15 protein-coding genes are annotated in these 15,552 nt (G+C 68.4%); 8 read left to right on the top strand and 7 right to left on the bottom strand.

Features of this window, described 5'->3' with window-relative positions:
* The first annotated feature begins 24 nt into the window (after positions 1-24).
* Positions 25-864 (top strand): helix-turn-helix transcriptional regulator, encoded by an 840-nt coding sequence (locus CGU34_RS14465; protein WP_100814492.1) that lies wholly within the window; start codon positions 25-27, stop codon positions 862-864.
* Positions 865-881: 17 nt separating this feature from the next.
* Positions 882-1,958, top strand: coding sequence for a DNA glycosylase AlkZ-like family protein (locus CGU34_RS14460; protein ID WP_100814491.1), 1,077 nt, complete (start codon positions 882-884; stop codon positions 1,956-1,958).
* A 9-nt stretch (positions 1,959-1,967) separates the two neighbouring features.
* Here CGU34_RS14460 and CGU34_RS14455 read toward each other — a convergent pair whose 3' ends face one another.
* Positions 1,968-2,993, bottom strand: coding sequence for an NADPH:quinone reductase (locus tag CGU34_RS14455; protein ID WP_036300850.1), 1,026 nt, complete (start codon positions 2,991-2,993; stop codon positions 1,968-1,970).
* Between the two features lie 219 nt (positions 2,994-3,212).
* Between CGU34_RS14455 and CGU34_RS14450 the strand changes: the two genes are divergently transcribed.
* From CGU34_RS14450 to CGU34_RS14435, 4 genes are all read left to right on the top strand, one after another.
* Positions 3,213-4,496 carry an HNH endonuclease signature motif containing protein gene (locus CGU34_RS14450; protein ID WP_157811335.1) on the top strand — a complete coding sequence of 428 codons (1,284 nt, stop codon included), beginning with the start codon at positions 3,213-3,215 and terminating at the stop codon, positions 4,494-4,496.
* A gap of 369 nt (positions 4,497-4,865) precedes the next feature.
* Positions 4,866-5,912 carry a pyridoxal-phosphate dependent enzyme gene (locus CGU34_RS14445; RefSeq protein ID WP_100814489.1) on the top strand — a complete coding sequence of 349 codons (1,047 nt, stop codon included), beginning with the start codon at positions 4,866-4,868 and terminating at the stop codon, positions 5,910-5,912.
* On the top strand, positions 5,909-7,069 hold the full coding sequence (locus tag CGU34_RS14440) for a cystathionine gamma-synthase (protein ID WP_100814488.1): 1,161 nt from the start codon (positions 5,909-5,911) through the stop codon (positions 7,067-7,069). The genes CGU34_RS14445 and CGU34_RS14440 overlap by 4 nt, the downstream gene beginning before the upstream one ends.
* A 5-nt stretch (positions 7,070-7,074) precedes the next feature.
* Positions 7,075-7,929, top strand: a complete 855-nt coding sequence (locus tag CGU34_RS14435; protein ID WP_100814487.1) for an NADPH-dependent oxidoreductase — start codon at positions 7,075-7,077, stop codon at positions 7,927-7,929.
* 36 nt (positions 7,930-7,965) lie between these two features.
* On the opposite strand, the gene CGU34_RS14430 is transcribed toward CGU34_RS14435, so the two are convergent.
* The 4 genes from CGU34_RS14430 to CGU34_RS14415 form a co-directional block, all read right to left on the bottom strand.
* The gene (locus tag CGU34_RS14430; RefSeq protein WP_100814486.1) at positions 7,966-9,321 is read right to left on the bottom strand and encodes an aspartate aminotransferase family protein; all 1,356 of its coding nucleotides are present in this window, start codon (positions 9,319-9,321) and stop codon (positions 7,966-7,968) included.
* Positions 9,322-9,354: 33 nt separating this feature from the next.
* Positions 9,355-9,723, bottom strand: coding sequence for a cupin domain-containing protein (locus tag CGU34_RS14425; protein ID WP_036299213.1), 369 nt, complete (start codon positions 9,721-9,723; stop codon positions 9,355-9,357).
* Positions 9,720-11,165, bottom strand: coding sequence for an NAD(P)/FAD-dependent oxidoreductase (locus CGU34_RS14420; RefSeq protein WP_100814485.1), 1,446 nt, complete (start codon positions 11,163-11,165; stop codon positions 9,720-9,722). Before CGU34_RS14420 ends, CGU34_RS14425 begins: the two co-directional genes overlap by 4 nt.
* A 62-nt stretch (positions 11,166-11,227) precedes the next feature.
* Complete coding sequence (locus CGU34_RS14415; RefSeq protein WP_100814484.1) at positions 11,228-12,451, bottom strand: MFS transporter; 1,224 nt, start codon at positions 12,449-12,451, stop codon at positions 11,228-11,230.
* Between the two features lie 60 nt (positions 12,452-12,511).
* Here CGU34_RS14415 and CGU34_RS14410 point away from each other — a divergent pair, with 60 nt between their 5' ends.
* Positions 12,512-12,916 (top strand): MerR family transcriptional regulator, encoded by a 405-nt coding sequence (locus CGU34_RS14410; protein ID WP_100814483.1) that lies wholly within the window; start codon positions 12,512-12,514, stop codon positions 12,914-12,916.
* A gap of 10 nt (positions 12,917-12,926) precedes the next feature.
* Here the strand turns inward: CGU34_RS14410 and CGU34_RS14405 are convergent, their stop codons facing one another.
* Both CGU34_RS14405 and CGU34_RS14400 read right to left on the bottom strand, forming a co-directional pair.
* Positions 12,927-13,307 (bottom strand): DUF2256 and DUF3253 domain-containing protein, encoded by a 381-nt coding sequence (locus CGU34_RS14405; protein WP_100814482.1) that lies wholly within the window; start codon positions 13,305-13,307, stop codon positions 12,927-12,929.
* Positions 13,308-13,322: 15 nt separating this feature from the next.
* Positions 13,323-13,988, bottom strand: a complete 666-nt coding sequence (locus tag CGU34_RS14400) for a TetR/AcrR family transcriptional regulator (protein ID WP_036299821.1) — start codon at positions 13,986-13,988, stop codon at positions 13,323-13,325.
* 132 nt (positions 13,989-14,120) lie between these two features.
* Between CGU34_RS14400 and CGU34_RS14395 the strand changes: the two genes are divergently transcribed.
* Positions 14,121-15,548 carry an MFS transporter gene (locus CGU34_RS14395; protein ID WP_100814481.1) on the top strand — a complete coding sequence of 476 codons (1,428 nt, stop codon included), beginning with the start codon at positions 14,121-14,123 and terminating at the stop codon, positions 15,546-15,548.
* Positions 15,549-15,552 lie beyond the last annotated feature (4 nt).

Below are 15,552 nucleotides of genomic sequence, written 5' to 3'. Positions count from 1 at the left end.
GACGCAGGGAGATGAGGGAACACCGTGATCGACCGCAGGGGATTGGCCGAGTTTCTCCGGACGCGCCGCGAGGCGCTGCAGCCGGAGGATGTCGGACTGACGCGCGGTGCTCGGCGCCGAACCACCGGGCTGCGCCGGGAAGAGGTGGCAGCGCTCAGCCATATGTCGACGGACTACTACTCCCGTCTCGAGCAGGAGAGGGGCCCGCAGCCGTCCGAGCACATGCTGGCATCCATCGCCCAGGGGCTCCACCTCTCGCTCGATGAACGCGACCACCTGTTCCATCTCGCGGGCCACACTCCACCCGCGCGGGGCGGTGGACGAGATCACATCAGCCCGGGCATGCTCCGCATCCTGGATCGACTCGACGACACACCCGCCGAGATCGTCACCGAACTGGGCGAGACGCTGGGGCAGAGCCGGATGGGCGTCGCCCTGATGGGCGACAAGGTCTCTCTCACGGGTCCCGAACGCAGCCTCGGTTTTCGCTGGTTCACCGATCCCGCCACGCGGGAGTTCTACGCCCGAGAGGAGCACGGGTTCCTCAGCAGGATGTACGCGTCGGGGTTGCGTGAGATCACGGCGTTGCGTGGCCCCCGGTCGCGCGCTGCCGAACTCGCCGAGCTTTTGCTCGCGCGCAGCGACGAGTTCCGCACGCTCTGGGCGGAGCACGAGGTGGGACTGCGGCCGCACGAAACGAAACACTTTGTGCATCCCGAGGTCGGTGCGCTCGAATTGCACTGTCAGCGGCTGGTCGACCCCGCGCAGGCGCAGTCGCTGATGGTCTACACGGCTGTCCCGGGCAGCGAGAGCTACGAGAAGCTGAGCCTGCTCTCGGTGATCGGGGCGCAGGCGCTCGGTTGAGCGAGTAGCGTCGCCCCATGCATCGGCTGTCCCGCAACGAAGCGCGCCGCATCGCGGTCCGGGCTCAGCTGCTCGACGTCGATCGGCCGGGCGATGTCGTTGAGGTCGCGGAGCAAATCGGCGCGATCAAGATCGATCCCACCGCCACGATCGCCCCTGCCGAGCAGACGGTGCCGTGGAGCCGGATCGGTTGGGGCTACGAACCAGGCCAGCTCCGCAAAGCCGTCGAGACCGATCGGCTGCTTTTCGAGCACGACGGATGCTTCTGGGCCGGCAGCCTGCTCGCCCCGATGCTGTCGATCATGCGCGAGGGCCCGCGCCGGCAGGCGACGGTCGACTACCTCGAGGCGAACGACGCGTTTCGCCGAGACATCCTGTCCCGACTTCGCGCCGAGGGCCCACTCGCGGCATCCGACTTCACCGACACGAGCGTCGTCCAACGCGACCGCTCGAGCGGATGGTACGGGCCGAACGAAGTGCCGCGGATGCTCGAGATCCTCGCGCGGATCGGCGAGGTCGCGATCGCCGGCCGGGTGGGCCGCCAGCGCCTGTGGGACCTGCCGGAGCGGGTCTATCCGGCCGACCTGCCGGTGTTCGAGCCGGCCGAGGCTGAGGTGCTGTTGCATCAACGGCGCCTGCAGGCGGCCGGCATCGCGAAGCAGAAGTCACCCTGGACGCCCGTGGGAACGGTGGGCGAACCCGCCGAAGTCGAGGGCAGCAGCTGGAAGTGGCGGGTCGATCCTGAGGCGCTCGCCGCTCTCGACGACGACCCGGGCGGGCGCGCCGCCATCCTGAACCCGTACGACCGCATGCTCTTCGACCGTCCGCGACTGACCGAACTGTTCGACTTCACCTACGTGCTCGAGCAGTTCAAGCCCAAGGCGCAGCGGGTGTACGGATACTTCGCGCATCCGATCCTCGTCGGCGATCGCTTCGTCGGGCTGCTGGACGCCGAACTCGACAAGAAGAAGGAGACGCTCGTCGTGCACGCCGTGCACGAAGTCTTGCCCTACGACGACGACGAGCGCGAGATGGTCGAGGCCGAGATTCGGGATCTGGCCGGATGGCTGGGGGTCGCGCTAGCGGGGCGGTGACCGGGCGCGCTAGCTCGTTGCCACGTCGATGAGTGCCTTGCCGACGAGCCCGCCCTCGACCGCGTCGTGCGCGGCGGCGGTCTGTTCCAGGGCGAATCGAGTGATCGGCAAGCCGGCTTCCTGTCCGACGGGGAGCGCACCGTCGCGAAGTGCGGCCGTGACATCCTCGACAGCGGCCGTGATCGCATCCGTCCCCATCGTGTAGAGCAGCAAGAACTGGTACCGGATGTTGAGGGCGAAGTGCGTGCGGATGTCGAGGCTCATCTCGGTTCCGCCATCGGTCGCGTAGACGGCGACGGAGCCCTGGTTCGCCAGGACGGCGGCATTCAGTTCTGCGTTGCGCGCGGGGGAGACCTCGACCACGATGTCCACCCCATCGGGGGCGGCGGCGCGGATCTCGGCGGCAGCGTGCTGCTCGCGATAGTTGACGACGGTGTGCGCTCCGGCCGCGAGGGCGAGGTCCGCTTTGGCGTCGGAAGACACGGTCGTGACGACGGTCGCGCCGGCCCAGCGCGCGAGCTGGATGGCGGCGTGTCCGACGGCGCCGGCCCCACCCGCGACCAGCACGGTCCGGCCCGCGAGTGAACCGGGGGCGAGCCGCGAGGGGCCGCCGTCGTGCACGGTGAGCGCTCGATGCGCCGTCAGCGCGGGCACGCCCAGCGATGCGCCGACGTCGAACGAGACGCCTTCGGGGAGGGGCGCGACGAGATGAGCGGGCAGGAGCGTGTACTCCTGCGCGGTGCCGGACGGGCGGTCGAATGCTGCGAGAAACATCCAGACCCGATCGCCGGGCGCGAGGTGCTCGACGCCCGGACCGACCGCGTCGACGATGCCTGCACCGTCCTGGTTGGGTACCTGCTCCGGGAAGCGCGTCGGGGCTGAGGCGCCGCCCGCCCGGCTCTTCCAATCCGTCGGATTGACGCCCGAAACGATCACGCGAACGCGGACCTCGCCCGCGCCGGGCTCGGGGATCTGCGAGTCGATCTCGTGGAGGACGTCGGATGTTCCGGTCTGGGAGTAGACGATGGCGCGCATGGTGTGGGCAACCGGCCTGCGCCGTTGGGCATTCCCGTCGGTCACTGAGCCTGTCGAAGCGCCGGTCACTGAGCCTGTCGAAGCGACCAGCGGAGCCACCCGCCTGCGGGTTCGCGCGCGACGCAAGATGTGAGGAGTCTCATCTTTTCGGCGTGATTTCACCGTTTTTGGGCACTTTTCGAGGTTCGAATGTCGGTGGTCATCCGTAGAGTTTCGAACATGCATTCGAACCATGGTGACGTCGAAACGACTGGGGTGGACGCGATCGCGCGGGAGCTAGCCGTGGAGGGCATCGACGTGTGGCGTGCGAACGCGCGTACTGAGGCCGCGCTCGCGCGATTGTTCGCAAGGGCCGCGCGCGTCGGTGCGCGCCGCGTTGCCGAACTCGCCTCACCTTCCTCCCGCGAAGCTGAGCTGCCGTTCCGTGCTTTGGCGGCAGAACTCGGCGCAGCGATGAACATGTCCGACAGGACCGTGCAACGTCGCATGAACGACGCTGCGGTTTTGGAGGAGTCGTTCCCGGCCACGTTCGCGGCGTGGGACGAGGGGCGCATCGCTCGCGGCCACGTCGCGGTGATCATGGAACACGGACTCCCCCTCACCGATCCGGAAGCGCGGGCGGAGTTCGAGCGTGAAGCGCTGATCCGGGCCGAGGGGACCACGCCCGGGCGGCTCGGGGCATCGTTGGCGCGGTTGGCGGAGTCGCTGCAGCCGCGACCCTTGGCGGAGCGCCATAAGGAGGCTCGGGCGTCGCGGGGTGCGTGCGTGCGCGATATCGGGGACGGGATGGCGGAGTTCATCTCCACCCAACCCGCCGTGCTCGCGCACGCGATGCACGACCGGATCACGCAACAAGCCCAGGCGTTGAAGAACGCCGACCCGACGGACACCCGCACCCTCGATCAGATCCGGGCCGACCTGGTGGCGGACATGATGCTCACCGTGACCCCGTCCGTGAAAACGGGTGCCGGCTTCTCGGACGGGGCCGGCGGACTGGGGGCTATTCGCGGGATCGTGAACGTCACCGTCCCCGCTCTCGCACTCGCCGGTGTGACGGATGAGCCGGCCGAACTGGTCGGCCGCTGTCCGATCGACCCGGCCACCGCGCGCCAGCTCGCGGGACACGCGACCGGATGGGATCGAGTTCTCGCTGACCCGATCACCGGGCGCGTTCTCGCCGTCGACCGCTACACACCATCCGCAGACATGAAGCGTTTCCTCCGCGCGAGGGATCAGCACTGCCGGTTCCCCGGGTGCCGGCAACCCGCGCACCGGTGCGATCGGGACCACACCCGCGACTACGCACTGGGTGGCGAAACCAGCGTCTGCAACTTGGCTTGTCTCTGCAAACGACACCACACGTTGAAAGGCGAAACAGCCTGGACGGTCCGACAACTCGGAGGCGGGGTCCTGGAGTGGACCTCACCCGGTGGTCACGTCTACATCGACAGGCCACCCTCGGCGATCCATTTCGTCCCGAACACGGATCCACCCCCGTTCTAGCGGTACCCCGCTGGGCCCGCCCGGTCACTGAGCTCGTCGAAGTGACCCGCTGTGCCCTGCCTTGTCGACGCGGGAGTTCCGGTGCTCCCTTCGACAGGCTCAGGGAGCGTGGGCCCGCCCGGTCACTGAGCTCGTCGAAGTCACCCGCTGTGCCCTGCCTGGTCGACACGTGCGCCCGGTGCTCGCTTCGACGGGCTCAGGCATCGCGGCGCTCGAATCGGTGTGCAGCTAGGCATCCCGCAGCTCGCCTATGTAAGCTATCCGCGTGCTGTCCTGTCGTTGTTGCCGCTGAGTGCCTCGCACTCGCTTTCAACGACCCCTGACAACACCCCGCGAGAGCATCGCGGCCCCGCAGCTTGGACTTATCCCGTGCGATACGCGCAGAGCGTCACCGACCTCATCGGCAACACACCCCTCGTCCGCCTGAACCACGTCACCGACGGCATCACCGCCACGGTTCTCGCGAAGATCGAATACTTCAACCCGGGCGGCTCATCCAAAGACCGCATCGCAGCCAATATCCTCGACGCCGCCGAGCGTGACGGATTGATCGGCCCGGGCGGCACGATCGTCGAACCCACCAGCGGCAACACGGGGGTGGGCCTCGCCCTCGTCGCGCAGCAGCGCGGTTACCGCATGATCTTCGTCGTTCCCGACAAGTTCGCGGGCCCCAAGGTCGCCGTCCTCGAGGCCTATGGGGCCGAGGTCGTCATCACCGATACCAGTGTGCCGCCCGAGGATCCGCGCTCGTACTACAGCGTCTCCGACCGGCTCGCCCGCGAAATCCCCGGAGCGTTCAAGCCGAACCAGTTCGCGAATCAGAACGGGCCCCGCGCGCACTACGAAACGACCGGTCCCGAGATCTGGAGCGCCACCGAGGGGCGCGTCACCCACTTCGTGGCGGGCGTCGGCACCGGCGGCACGATCACCGGCACGGGCCGCTACCTGCGCGAGGTCTCGGACGGCACCACCCGGATCATCGGTGTCGACCCCATCGGCTCCATCTACTCCAGCTCAGACATCCACGGTTACAAGGTCGAGGGCGTCGGCGAAGACTTCTGGCCCGAAACGTTCGATCCTTCCGTCGTGCACGAGTGGCAGCGCGTCTCGGACGCCGACTCGTTCGCGATGACCCGCCGCCTCGCGCGGGAAGAAGGATTGCTCGTCGGCGGATCGAGCGGGATGGCGGTGGTCGGCGCACTGAGCACGGCCCGCGAACTCGGACCCGACGACGTCGTCGTCGTGCTCCTGCCCGATCACGGCCGCGGGTACCTCGGCAAGATCTTCGACGACGGCTGGATGACCGACAACGGCTTCTCGGTGGAACCAGCGGTCGATCCAGCGGTCGATCCACCCCAGGCATCCGCCGCATCCGCAACGAACACCGCAGACAACGCCGCAGGAGGCATCCGATGAGCACGTCAGATTTCGCGGGTTTCGACAGCCTCGCCATCCACGCCGGCCAAGAGTTCGATCCCGCTACGGGCGCCGTGATTCCGCCGGTGCACTTCTCGACCACTTACGCGCAGGACGGCATCGGCGGACTCCGCGGTGGCTACGAATACGGCCGCAGCGGCAACCCGACCCGCACGGCACTTGAAACCCAGCTCGCCGCGATCGAGGGCGGACAGCACGGTCTGTCGTTCGCATCCGGACTCGCCGCCGAAGACGCTCTGCTGCGCTCCGTCCTGAAGCCCGGCGACGAGGTGCTGCTCGGCAACGACGTCTACGGCGGCACCTATCGCCTGATCGCCCGCGTGCTCGCACCGTGGGGCGTGGGGCTGCGGGTCGTCGACATGAGTGACCTCGACCAGGTCGCCGCCGCCCTCGAAGAACGCCCCGCGCGGATGGTCTGGGTCGAGACCCCGAGCAACCCGCTTCTGCGCATCACCGACATCGCCGGCCTCGCGCGCCTCGGGCACGCCGCCGGTGCGGTCGTCGTGGTCGACAACACGTTCGCGTCGCCCGCACTGCAGCGGCCACTCTCGCTCGGTGCCGACGTGGTCGTGCACTCCACGACGAAGTACCTCGGCGGGCACTCGGATGTCGTGGGTGGCGCGCTTGTCATGAACGACGACGCTCTCGCCGAGCAGGCACGCTTTCTACAGTTCGCGGCCGGTGCGGTCTCGGGCCCCCTCGACGCCTGGCTCACGACCCGCGGGATCAAGACGCTCGGCGTGCGGATGCAGCGGCACAGTGAGAACGGTGACGCCATCGCACGCTTCCTCGACGCCCACCCCGGGGTCGCCCGCGTCTACTACCCGGGCCTGGAATCCCACCCGGGACACGAGCTGGCGGCGTCGCAGATGTCGGCGTTCGGCGGCATCGTCTCGCTGGCGCTGCCGGATGCCGCGACCGCCCGCCGCTTCGCCGAATCCACGCGTCTGTTCACCCTGGCCGAGTCGCTCGGTGGAGTTGAATCGCTGCTGAATTATCCAGATGCGATGACCCACGCATCCGTCCGTGGCACCGAACTCGCCGTGCCCGAAGAGGTCGTGCGTCTGTCGGTCGGCATCGAGAGCCGCGACGACCTGCTGGCCGACCTCGAGCAGGCGCTCGCTGCGGCGGGCTGATCAGGATGTCTGACGGCACGAGCGACGGCGTGCCCGGCGGTGCGTCGGAGGGCGTGAACTCGAGCGTGCTCGACCAGCGCTACGGCGGCGCAGCCCCCGCATCCATCGCTTCCGCCAACGACGTCATAGCCCTGCTGCAGCGACACCGTTCGGTGCGGAGCTTCACGGAGGAGGGGATCGACGACGACACCGTCACCCTCATCGTGTCGGCCGCGCAGTCCGCGGCGACGAGCTCGAACATGCAGGCGTGGTCGGTCATCGAAGTCCGCGATCCCGAACACAAGGCCGCGATCTCGGTGCTGGCAGGCGACCAGGCGTTCATCCGCCGAGCACCGGTCTTCTTGATCTTCGTCGCCGACTGGTCGCGGCACCGCGGTGTCGCCGAGCATCGCGGAGAGACGGCGGAGGGCGTCGAGTACATCGAGAGCACGCTCGTCGGATTCATCGACGCGGCCCTGGCTGCGCAGAACGCGACCATCGCGGCGGAGTCGCTCGGACTCGGCGCGGTCTACGTCGGCGCCGTGCGGAACCGACCCGAAGAACTGGCAGATCTGCTCGAGCTGCCACCGAGCGCATTCCCCGTGATGGGGATCGCGCTCGGGCATCCCGATCCCGCAGACCGAGCAGGCATCAAGCCGCGATTGCCGCAGGACGTCGTGCGTCACCGCGAGACGTATCGACCGGCGCCCGACGCGGCGATCGTGGCCTACGACGACGCGGTCCGCACGTACTACGCGGGCCAGGGCATGTCGCACGGATGGATCGGCACGATTCTCGGGCGCATCCGCAGCGCCGCGACCCTGCGCGGTCGAGAGAAGCTCCGCTCGGCGCTGGAGCGTCGCGGACTGCCCTCGAAGTAGACACGCATCCGACGCGCGATTCAGCCGGCGCGCGAATCAGCTCACATACTCGTCTGCAACGTCGAGCGCCCCGTCGATGATGTCGAGTCCACGGTTCAGGTCCGCCTCCGAGATCACGAGCGGCGGCGCCACGTGCATGCGGTTGAAGTGCGTGAACGGCCAGAGCCCTGCGCTCTTGCACGCGGCGGCGAGGGCACCCATCGGTGCAGCATCCGTCCCGCTCGCGTTGAACGGCACGAGCGGCTCGCGCGTCGCAGGGTCCTTCACGAGCTCGATCGCCCAGAACAAACCGAGCCCGCGCACCTCGCCCACCGACGGGTGCCGGTCGGCGATGGCGCGCAGCCGCGGTCCGACGACACGCTCGCCGAGGTCTCGGACGCGCTCGATGATCCCGTCGCGCTCGAAGACCTCGAATGTCGCGACGCCCGCGGCGCAGGCCAGCGGATGCCCCGAGTAGGTCAGTCCGCCGGGGAACGCCACGGTGTCGAAGTGCTTCGCTATGCGGTCCGAGATCACGACGCCGCCGAGCGGGACGTAGCCCGAATTGATCCCCTTGGCGAAGGTGATGAGGTCGGGCACGACATCGAACGCTTGGAACGCGAACCACTCGCCGACCCGACCGAAGCCGACCATCACCTCGTCGGCGATCAAGACGATGTCGTACCTATCGCACAGCGCCCGCACGCCCGCGAGGTACCCCGGGGACGGGATGAGCACGCCGTTGGTGCCGACGATCGTCTCGAGGATGAGCGCCCCGATCGTCGATGCGCCCTCGAGAACGATCACCTGCTCGAGGTGCTCGAGCGCGCGCTGCGATTCCTCCTCGGGCGACGAGGAATGGAACGGCGAGCGATAGGCGTAGGGGCCGAAGAAGTGCGCCACCGATCCATCCGCCGGCTCGTTCGCCCAGCGGCGCGGGTCTCCGGTCAGCGTGATGGCGGTCGAGGTGTTGCCGTGGTAGCTGCGATACATCGACAGCACCTTGCGCTTGCCCGTGACCAGGCGCGCCATCCGCACGGCGTTCTCGTTCGCGTCGGCACCGCCGTTGGTGAAGAACACCTTGTTCATGCCGTCGGGCGCGACCTCGGCGATCCGGCGCGCCAGGTCGCCGCGCACGTCGTTCGCCATCGAGGGCTGGATCGTCGCGAGACGCCCCGCCTGCTCCTGGATCGCCGTGACGAGATCCGGATGCTGGTGGCCGAGGTTGAGGTTGACCAACTGCGACGAGAAGTCGAGATAGCTGTTGCCCGCGTAGTCCCAGAAAGTGGCACCCGACCCGCCCGCGACCGGAACGGGGTCGATCAGCGCCTGAGCGCTCCAGGAGTGAAAGACGTGGCCGCGGTCATCCGCGCGGACGCGGGCATCGGCCGCGGGGTCGGGTGTAGCGGTCATGGTGTTCCTGTCGGGTCGGGCTGGGGGAGGAAGTCAGGGAGCGACGAGGACTTTGCGGAGGGTGTCGCGAACCGTCCAGATCGTGCTCATGCCGTCTTCGAGACGGACGACGACGCCGGGGCGCAGCTCGATCGGCGCCAGCGCGGGCTCGATGAACTCCAGGGTGGCGTCGCCGGCCAACACCACGAACACCTCATCGGCCTCGATATCGCGCGAGACGCCGACCGTGTGCTCCCACACTCCGACCTCGCGCTCGGCCGTGGTGTCGAGGGCCAGGTAGCGCGTAGCGGGAGTGCCCGTGATGACCTTCGCCGCGTCGAGGAGGTCGAAGGCAACAGGCAGCAGCGAGGCATCCGTCGCCGTTCCCGCGGCGAGCCGCCCGGAATCGCGCGCCTCCGTCACGAGTCGAATCCCAGACCGAGCGCGTCGAGGGTTCTCAGCAGCATGTTGCGGCGGCCTTCGTTGTGGTCCGCACGGTCGAGCGACCAACGCGTCATGTTGATGCCGATCGCCGCGGCGGGCTCGGGCGGGAACGGCAGGGGGCGCTTTTGCACCATGTCGAGGCGCGTCCGTTCGGTGTCGGCGCCCTCCAGAAGGTCGAGCATGACCTCGCCGGCGAAGCGCGATGCCCCCACGCCCAGCCCCGTGAACCCCGCCGCGTAGGCGATCCGTCCCTCGCGGGCCGTCCCGTAGAAGGCGCAGAACTGGGTCGACGTGTCGATCGCGCCCGCCCACTTGTGGCTGAACTTCAGACCATCCAGCTGCGGGAATGTCGTGAAGAAGTGGCTGGCGAGGGTCTCGTAGCTCGTCGGCCGGTTCTCGTACGCCGGGCGAACCGCTCGGCCGTAGTGATAGACGGCGTCATAGCCGCCGAACAGGATGCGGTTGTCGGCGCTCAGCCGGTAGTAGTGGAACTGGTTCGCGAGGTCGCTGAGCCCTTGGCGGTCACCCCACCCGATGGCGGCCAACTGCTCGGTCGTCAGCGGCTCGGTCATGAGCACGTAGTCATAGACCGGCACGGTCATCAGCCGATTGCGCTTCAGGAGCGCGGGGAACACGTTCGTCCCGAGCACGATCCGGGGTGCGCTGATAGCTCCCGAAGCGGTGATGAGGCGGACGTTGCCGTCGGCATCCGCGTCGTCGATCCGCTTCACGAGCGAGTTCTCGAAGATCTCGATGCCCTGCTCGCTCGCGACGCGCGCGAGTTCGGACGCAAGCTTGCCGGGATGAACCAGCGCGGTCGAGTGCTTCTCCCACACACCGCCGAGGTACGTCGGGGAGTTGACGGATGCGCGGACCTGCGCCTCGTTCAGCCGTACGACGTGTTCACCCTCACCCCGCGAGGCGGCATCGACGACCCAGTCGTCCAGCCAGTCGAGCTGGTGCTCTTCGACCGCTACGCCCATCGAGCCGACCCGTTCGAATTCGGCGTCGACTCCCCATTCTTCGAGGTCGGATCCGATCGCATCGAGATTCGCGAGCCCCAGGCGTTCGAGTTCGTCGAGCTGGTCGGGCCAGCGCGCGAGTCCGTTCTCGCGGCCGTGCGTCAGGCTCGCCTCGCAGAACCCCCCGTTGCGGCCCGAGGCGGCCCATCCGATCTTGCGCGCTTCGAGCAGGGCGATCCGCGCGCCGGGATAACGCCGGCGCGCGAGGAGTGCCGTCCACAGGCCGGTGTATCCGCCACCCACGACCACGAGATCGGCGGTGCGCTCGCCCGCCAGTGTCGGGTACGCGGGTCGCGCGGGCAAGTCATCGAGCCAGAACGAGCTCTGCCGGGTGCCGGTGAGGGCGTGCCGGATGACGGATGCGGGGGGCTTCTGGCGTTCGAAGACGGTCGTGCCCACGGGTATCACCCTTTCCGGAGTGGCTATCGCCCCATCCTGGCCTGTCTGGGGTGCCGCGTCGACTACTGGGCGCTTGCTCGTCGGTCGCGGCGTCGACCGAGGCCGAAACCTGCAAGGGCGAAGCCCGCGGCGATCAGGATGGCCACGGCAGAGGCCGCGGTGATCGAGGTGGGAGACTCTGCGCCGCCGACGACCGCTCCGATGGCCGGCCCCGCGGCGATCCCGAGATTGAAGAGCACCACGATCCCCGCTCCCGCGAGGTTGCGTGTGCGCGGGGTCGAGGTGCGCATCAGGATCGTTTGGAGCAGCGGGAAGACCGCGCCGAGGGCGAATCCCCACACCATGAGCGCGACGATGACCGTCGGAAGGCTGCGTGAGGCGACGGTCAGCGCGACGAAGGCCGAGACGAGAACGATCAGGACCACCAGCAGCGACCCACGCGGGTACCGGTCCGCCGCCACCGCGGCCGCGACGACGCCGAGCAGACCCGCGGCGCCATACACGAACAGCAGCCCGGCGGCCCACCCGGCCTCGATGGACGCGGATACCTCGAGGTAGGGCCGGATGTAGGTGAACGACGCGAACTGCGCCGTCGCGATCAGGACGGCGACGATGCCGAACGCCGCCAGGGCGGGCAGGGACGGGTCGCGGAACACGCTCGACCGCTCGCCGTGCGTCGCGGTTGACGCCAGGTACGGGGGCATCTTCAGCACAACGACGGCGCCGAGCAGGAGGGCGATGGCACCCAACCCGACAAAGGCTGCGCGCCATCCGAGGCCCTGTGCGACCAGGGTCGCGAGGGGAAGCCCGATGATCGTGGCGGCGGTGCCGCCGCCGGTCACGATTGCCAGCCCCCGACCGAGGTGCGCCGGAGAAAGCAGGGCGGTGGCGTAGACCATGACGACCGCCCAGAAGGCGCCGTGCGCTATCGCGGCCAGGATCCTCGTCGCGAAGGCGAATTCGTACCCCGGAGCGAACGCGGTTGCGACGTTCGCGAGCGCGAAGGCGGCCAGGGCAACGGCGATCACGAGCCGGCGGTCGAATCGAGCGGTCGCGCGAGTGAGAGGGATGCTCGTGACGATGACGGTCAACGCCCATACCGAGATGAGCAATCCGATCTGGGCGGACGACACACCGAGGTCGGCCGAAAGCTCCGGCATCAGACCGGCGGGTAGCGACTCGGCGGTGACCGTCACGAGCACGCCGAAGCTCAGCAACAGCAGGGCGCGAAGGGGGAATCGGGAGACGGGCGCGGACGTCTGGGCCGCGGCCGTTGAGGTGCTCATGCACCCAGGCTAAACTCTGACATCAATGTCAATGTCAATCTCCGACCGGTGGAGGGTCTCGTGAAGATCGGCGAGCTGTCCGCGCGGACGGGAATCCCGCCTCGGATGCTGCGGTATTACGAGCAGCAGGGGCTGCTGGAATCCGAGCGTGCCCTCAACGGCTATCGCGCCTACGACGAGGCGGACGTGCAGCGGGCGCTGCGTGTTCGAGGCCTTGTGCAGGCGGGGCTGTCGACACGGATGGCGCGCGTCGTGCTCGACATCGAGCGCCAGTGCGAACTCGAGTCGCCACCCGAATGCTCGCTCGCGCTCGCCGAAGAACTCGCGGGCGAACTCGAGGCGCTCGAGGAGCGGCTCGCCTGCCTGACCAAGAGTCGGGATGCCGTGGCCCGCTACCTCGAACTGTCGCGTCACGGCGACGTCGTCGCCGCTCTGTCCGCAAACCAGGTCGCGCGGCCCGCCTAGCCGCGCTCGCTCAGGCGCGGTGGCGTCGGATTCGGATCGGCCCCTTCGCGGTCGAGGGGTCGACGACCTGGCCGCGCTGGGTGATGTCAACCTCGCCCGCCACGACGAGTCGGCGGGCGGCGCGGCGCGCGGGCTCCATCAGATCGCGCCACTCTTCGCCACCGATCGCGCGCGCAGCATCCGACGGGCAGATCGTCGAGGTGGCGGCTCGGTTGGCGAGCAACGTCAGGATGGTTCGCTCGAGCTCGCGGTCCTGGGTCGTGACACCGCGGGTGCGACAGGCATCCGAGCAATACTTCACGGCGTCCCAATTCTTCGCCCACTTGGCTCGCCACTGCATTTCACGGCCGCAGGATGCGCACGTCTTCGTGCTTTCGCTGTGGTCGGCCATGCGATCCAGTGTGCCTCAGCGTTCGGGCGTCGGGGCCGGTGCGCCCCGCGCCCCGGTGATGGCAGCCTCGACGACCGCGGCGGCGAGCGCATCGATCACGGGCTCGGGCTGCCACTGCAGAGGCCCGTGCACGGCGATCTCTGCGAACCCGTGGACCGCTGCCCAGCACGCCCACTCAGCGTGGGGGCGGCGCTCCGGATCGAGGGCGCCCGTGTCGCGCATGGTGTCGAGCGCATCGAGCAGCAGCTGGAACGGCGGTACGACCTCATCGTCGAGCGTCACGATTCCGGCGCTCGGCTGCTCATCCTGTACCGCAAATGCCAGCGTGAACCATCCGCGCTCCGTGCGTGCGAAGTCGATGTACGCGAGCCCGATTCGGCGCAGACGCTCAACCGCGGCGTCGGCGGGGGAGAGACCGGAGGGAGCCGCGTCGATACGGGCACGGATCGCATGGGCGAGTGCGAGTTGAGCCTCGGCCGCCACGGCGCGGATGAGGTCCTGACGATCCGCGAAGTGTCGGTAGGCGGCGTTCGGCGAGACCCCGACGGCACGGGTCACCTCGCGCATCGTCACGGCGTCCAAGCCCCCCGCGCGGGCGCGCTGCACGCCCTCCACGACGAGCGCGTGTCGGAGGTCACCATGATGATAGGTCCGCGCCTGAGTCGTCTGTCGTTTCGCCATTGCGTCCGTTATGTCGGGTGTGTACGGTGTGAGCAAGTGATGTGAACGGTGTACACATCCAGACTAGACCTCTCCGGCGATCTGCCGACGATTTCACGACACGACAAGCTTGAGACCGAAGAAGGAATCCGCATGACCGAACCCGTCGCAGGCGCCGCTGCCCTCCAAAATCACGGCACGGTGCGCGCGTTCTATCAGGTGCTCGCGAACACCGCGATCGCGAACGTGACCTCGAGCTACCTGTGGTGGGCCCTGACGTTCTGGGCCTATCTCGAAACGCGGTCGGTGCTCGCGACCGCGATCATCGGTGGGTCGTACATGCTGCTGGTCGCCGTCTTCGGCGTCGTGTTCGGGGTGATCGTCGACCGCACCAAGAAGAAGGCCGTGATGGTGCTGTCGAGCATGATCACGCTCGTCACATATCTGCTCGCGGGTGCGCTGTACCTGTCGTTCCCGGAGAACGTGCTCGTCGACTGGGGTGGCCCCTGGTTCTGGGTGTTCGCGGGCGTCATCCTCGTCGGCGGTGTGGTCGAGAACCTCCGCAACATCGCGCTCTCGACGACGGTCACGCTGCTCGTGCCCTCCGATCGCCGCGACCGCGCGAACGGGCTCGTGGGGGCCGTGCAGGGCATCGCGTTCATGGTGACGAGCGTGTTCTCGGGTCTGTCGGTCGGGCTGCTCGGCATGGGCTGGACCGTCGTGATCGCGATCGTCGCGACGGCACTCGCGCTCTGCCACCTCTTCTTCGTGCCGATCCCCGAGCGCGGCATCGCGCGCGTCGAGGGCGCACCGAAGGACTTCGGATTCCGCGGCGTCATCCCCGCGATCGTCGTGGTGCCGGGGCTCCTCGCCCTGATCCTGTTCTCGACGTTCAACAACCTCGTCGGCGGCGTGTTCATGGCCCTGATGGACCCGTACGGGCTGACCCTCTTCTCGGTCGAGGTGTGGGGCGTGGTGCTCGGCGTCACGAGCATCGGGTTCATCCTCGGTGGCGCGCTCGTCGCGAAGTTCGGGCTGGGCAAGAACCCGGTCCGCACGATGCTCCTGGTCAACATCGGCATCGCGCTGCTCGGCATGACCTTCGCGATCCGCGAGTGGTGGTGGCTCTACGGGCTCGGGATCCTGGTGTTCATGTGCCTGATGCCCATCGCCGAGGCGGCCGAGCAGACGATCATCCAGCGGGTTGTGCCGTTCGAGAAGCAGGGCCGCGTCTTCGGGTTCGCCGCGAGCATCGAGTCCGCGGTGGCGCCCCTGTCGTCGTTCCTGATCGGACCCCTCGCGCAGTTCTGGCTCATCCCGTTCATGAACACGCAAGAGGGTCAGGACTCGCTCGGATGGCTGCTCGGCCCGGGAGAGGCCCGAGGTATCGCGCTGGCGTTCGTGGCCGCGAGCGCCGTGCTGCTCGTCGTCGTGCTGCTCGCGTTCGTGTCGAAGCCGTACCGGCGCCTGTCGTCGGCGTATGCAGCGGCTCCGCCGTCGATCGAGGCGGAAGTCGGAGCCGCGTCGAGAACTGGCGGCGCTCCCGAGATGGAAGTCACACACCTGCCCTCGACGCGCTGATGTC

The organism is Microbacterium lacus, from assembly GCF_002812805.1.
Taxonomy (GTDB): Bacteria; Actinomycetota; Actinomycetes; order Actinomycetales; family Microbacteriaceae; genus Microbacterium; species Microbacterium lacus_A.
Note: the sequence above shows the minus strand (reverse complement) of the source record. Positions and strands in the feature narration are given on the sequence as shown.

Excerpts from the sequence above, each read along its gene's own strand:
- CGU34_RS14435 (WP_100814487.1), top strand. The coding sequence starts at position 7,075 with ATGTCTGACGGCACGAGCGACGGCGTGCCCGGCGGTGCGTCGGAGGGC.
- CGU34_RS14460 (WP_100814491.1), top strand. The coding sequence starts at position 882 with ATGCATCGGCTGTCCCGCAACGAAGCGCGCCGCATCGCGGTCCGGGCT.
- CGU34_RS14430 (WP_100814486.1), bottom strand. The coding sequence starts at position 9,321 with ATGACCGCTACACCCGACCCCGCGGCCGATGCCCGCGTCCGCGCGGAT.
- CGU34_RS14400 (WP_036299821.1), bottom strand. The coding sequence starts at position 13,988 with ATGGCGAAACGACAGACGACTCAGGCGCGGACCTATCATCATGGTGAC.
- CGU34_RS14415 (WP_100814484.1), bottom strand. The coding sequence starts at position 12,451 with ATGAGCACCTCAACGGCCGCGGCCCAGACGTCCGCGCCCGTCTCCCGA.
- CGU34_RS14395 (WP_100814481.1), top strand. The coding sequence starts at position 14,121 with ATGACCGAACCCGTCGCAGGCGCCGCTGCCCTCCAAAATCACGGCACG.
- CGU34_RS14450 (WP_157811335.1), top strand. The coding sequence starts at position 3,213 with ATGCATTCGAACCATGGTGACGTCGAAACGACTGGGGTGGACGCGATC.
- CGU34_RS14405 (WP_100814482.1), bottom strand. The coding sequence starts at position 13,307 with ATGGCCGACCACAGCGAAAGCACGAAGACGTGCGCATCCTGCGGCCGT.
- CGU34_RS14455 (WP_036300850.1), bottom strand. The coding sequence starts at position 2,993 with ATGCGCGCCATCGTCTACTCCCAGACCGGAACATCCGACGTCCTCCAC.
- CGU34_RS14440 (WP_100814488.1), top strand. The coding sequence starts at position 5,909 with ATGAGCACGTCAGATTTCGCGGGTTTCGACAGCCTCGCCATCCACGCC.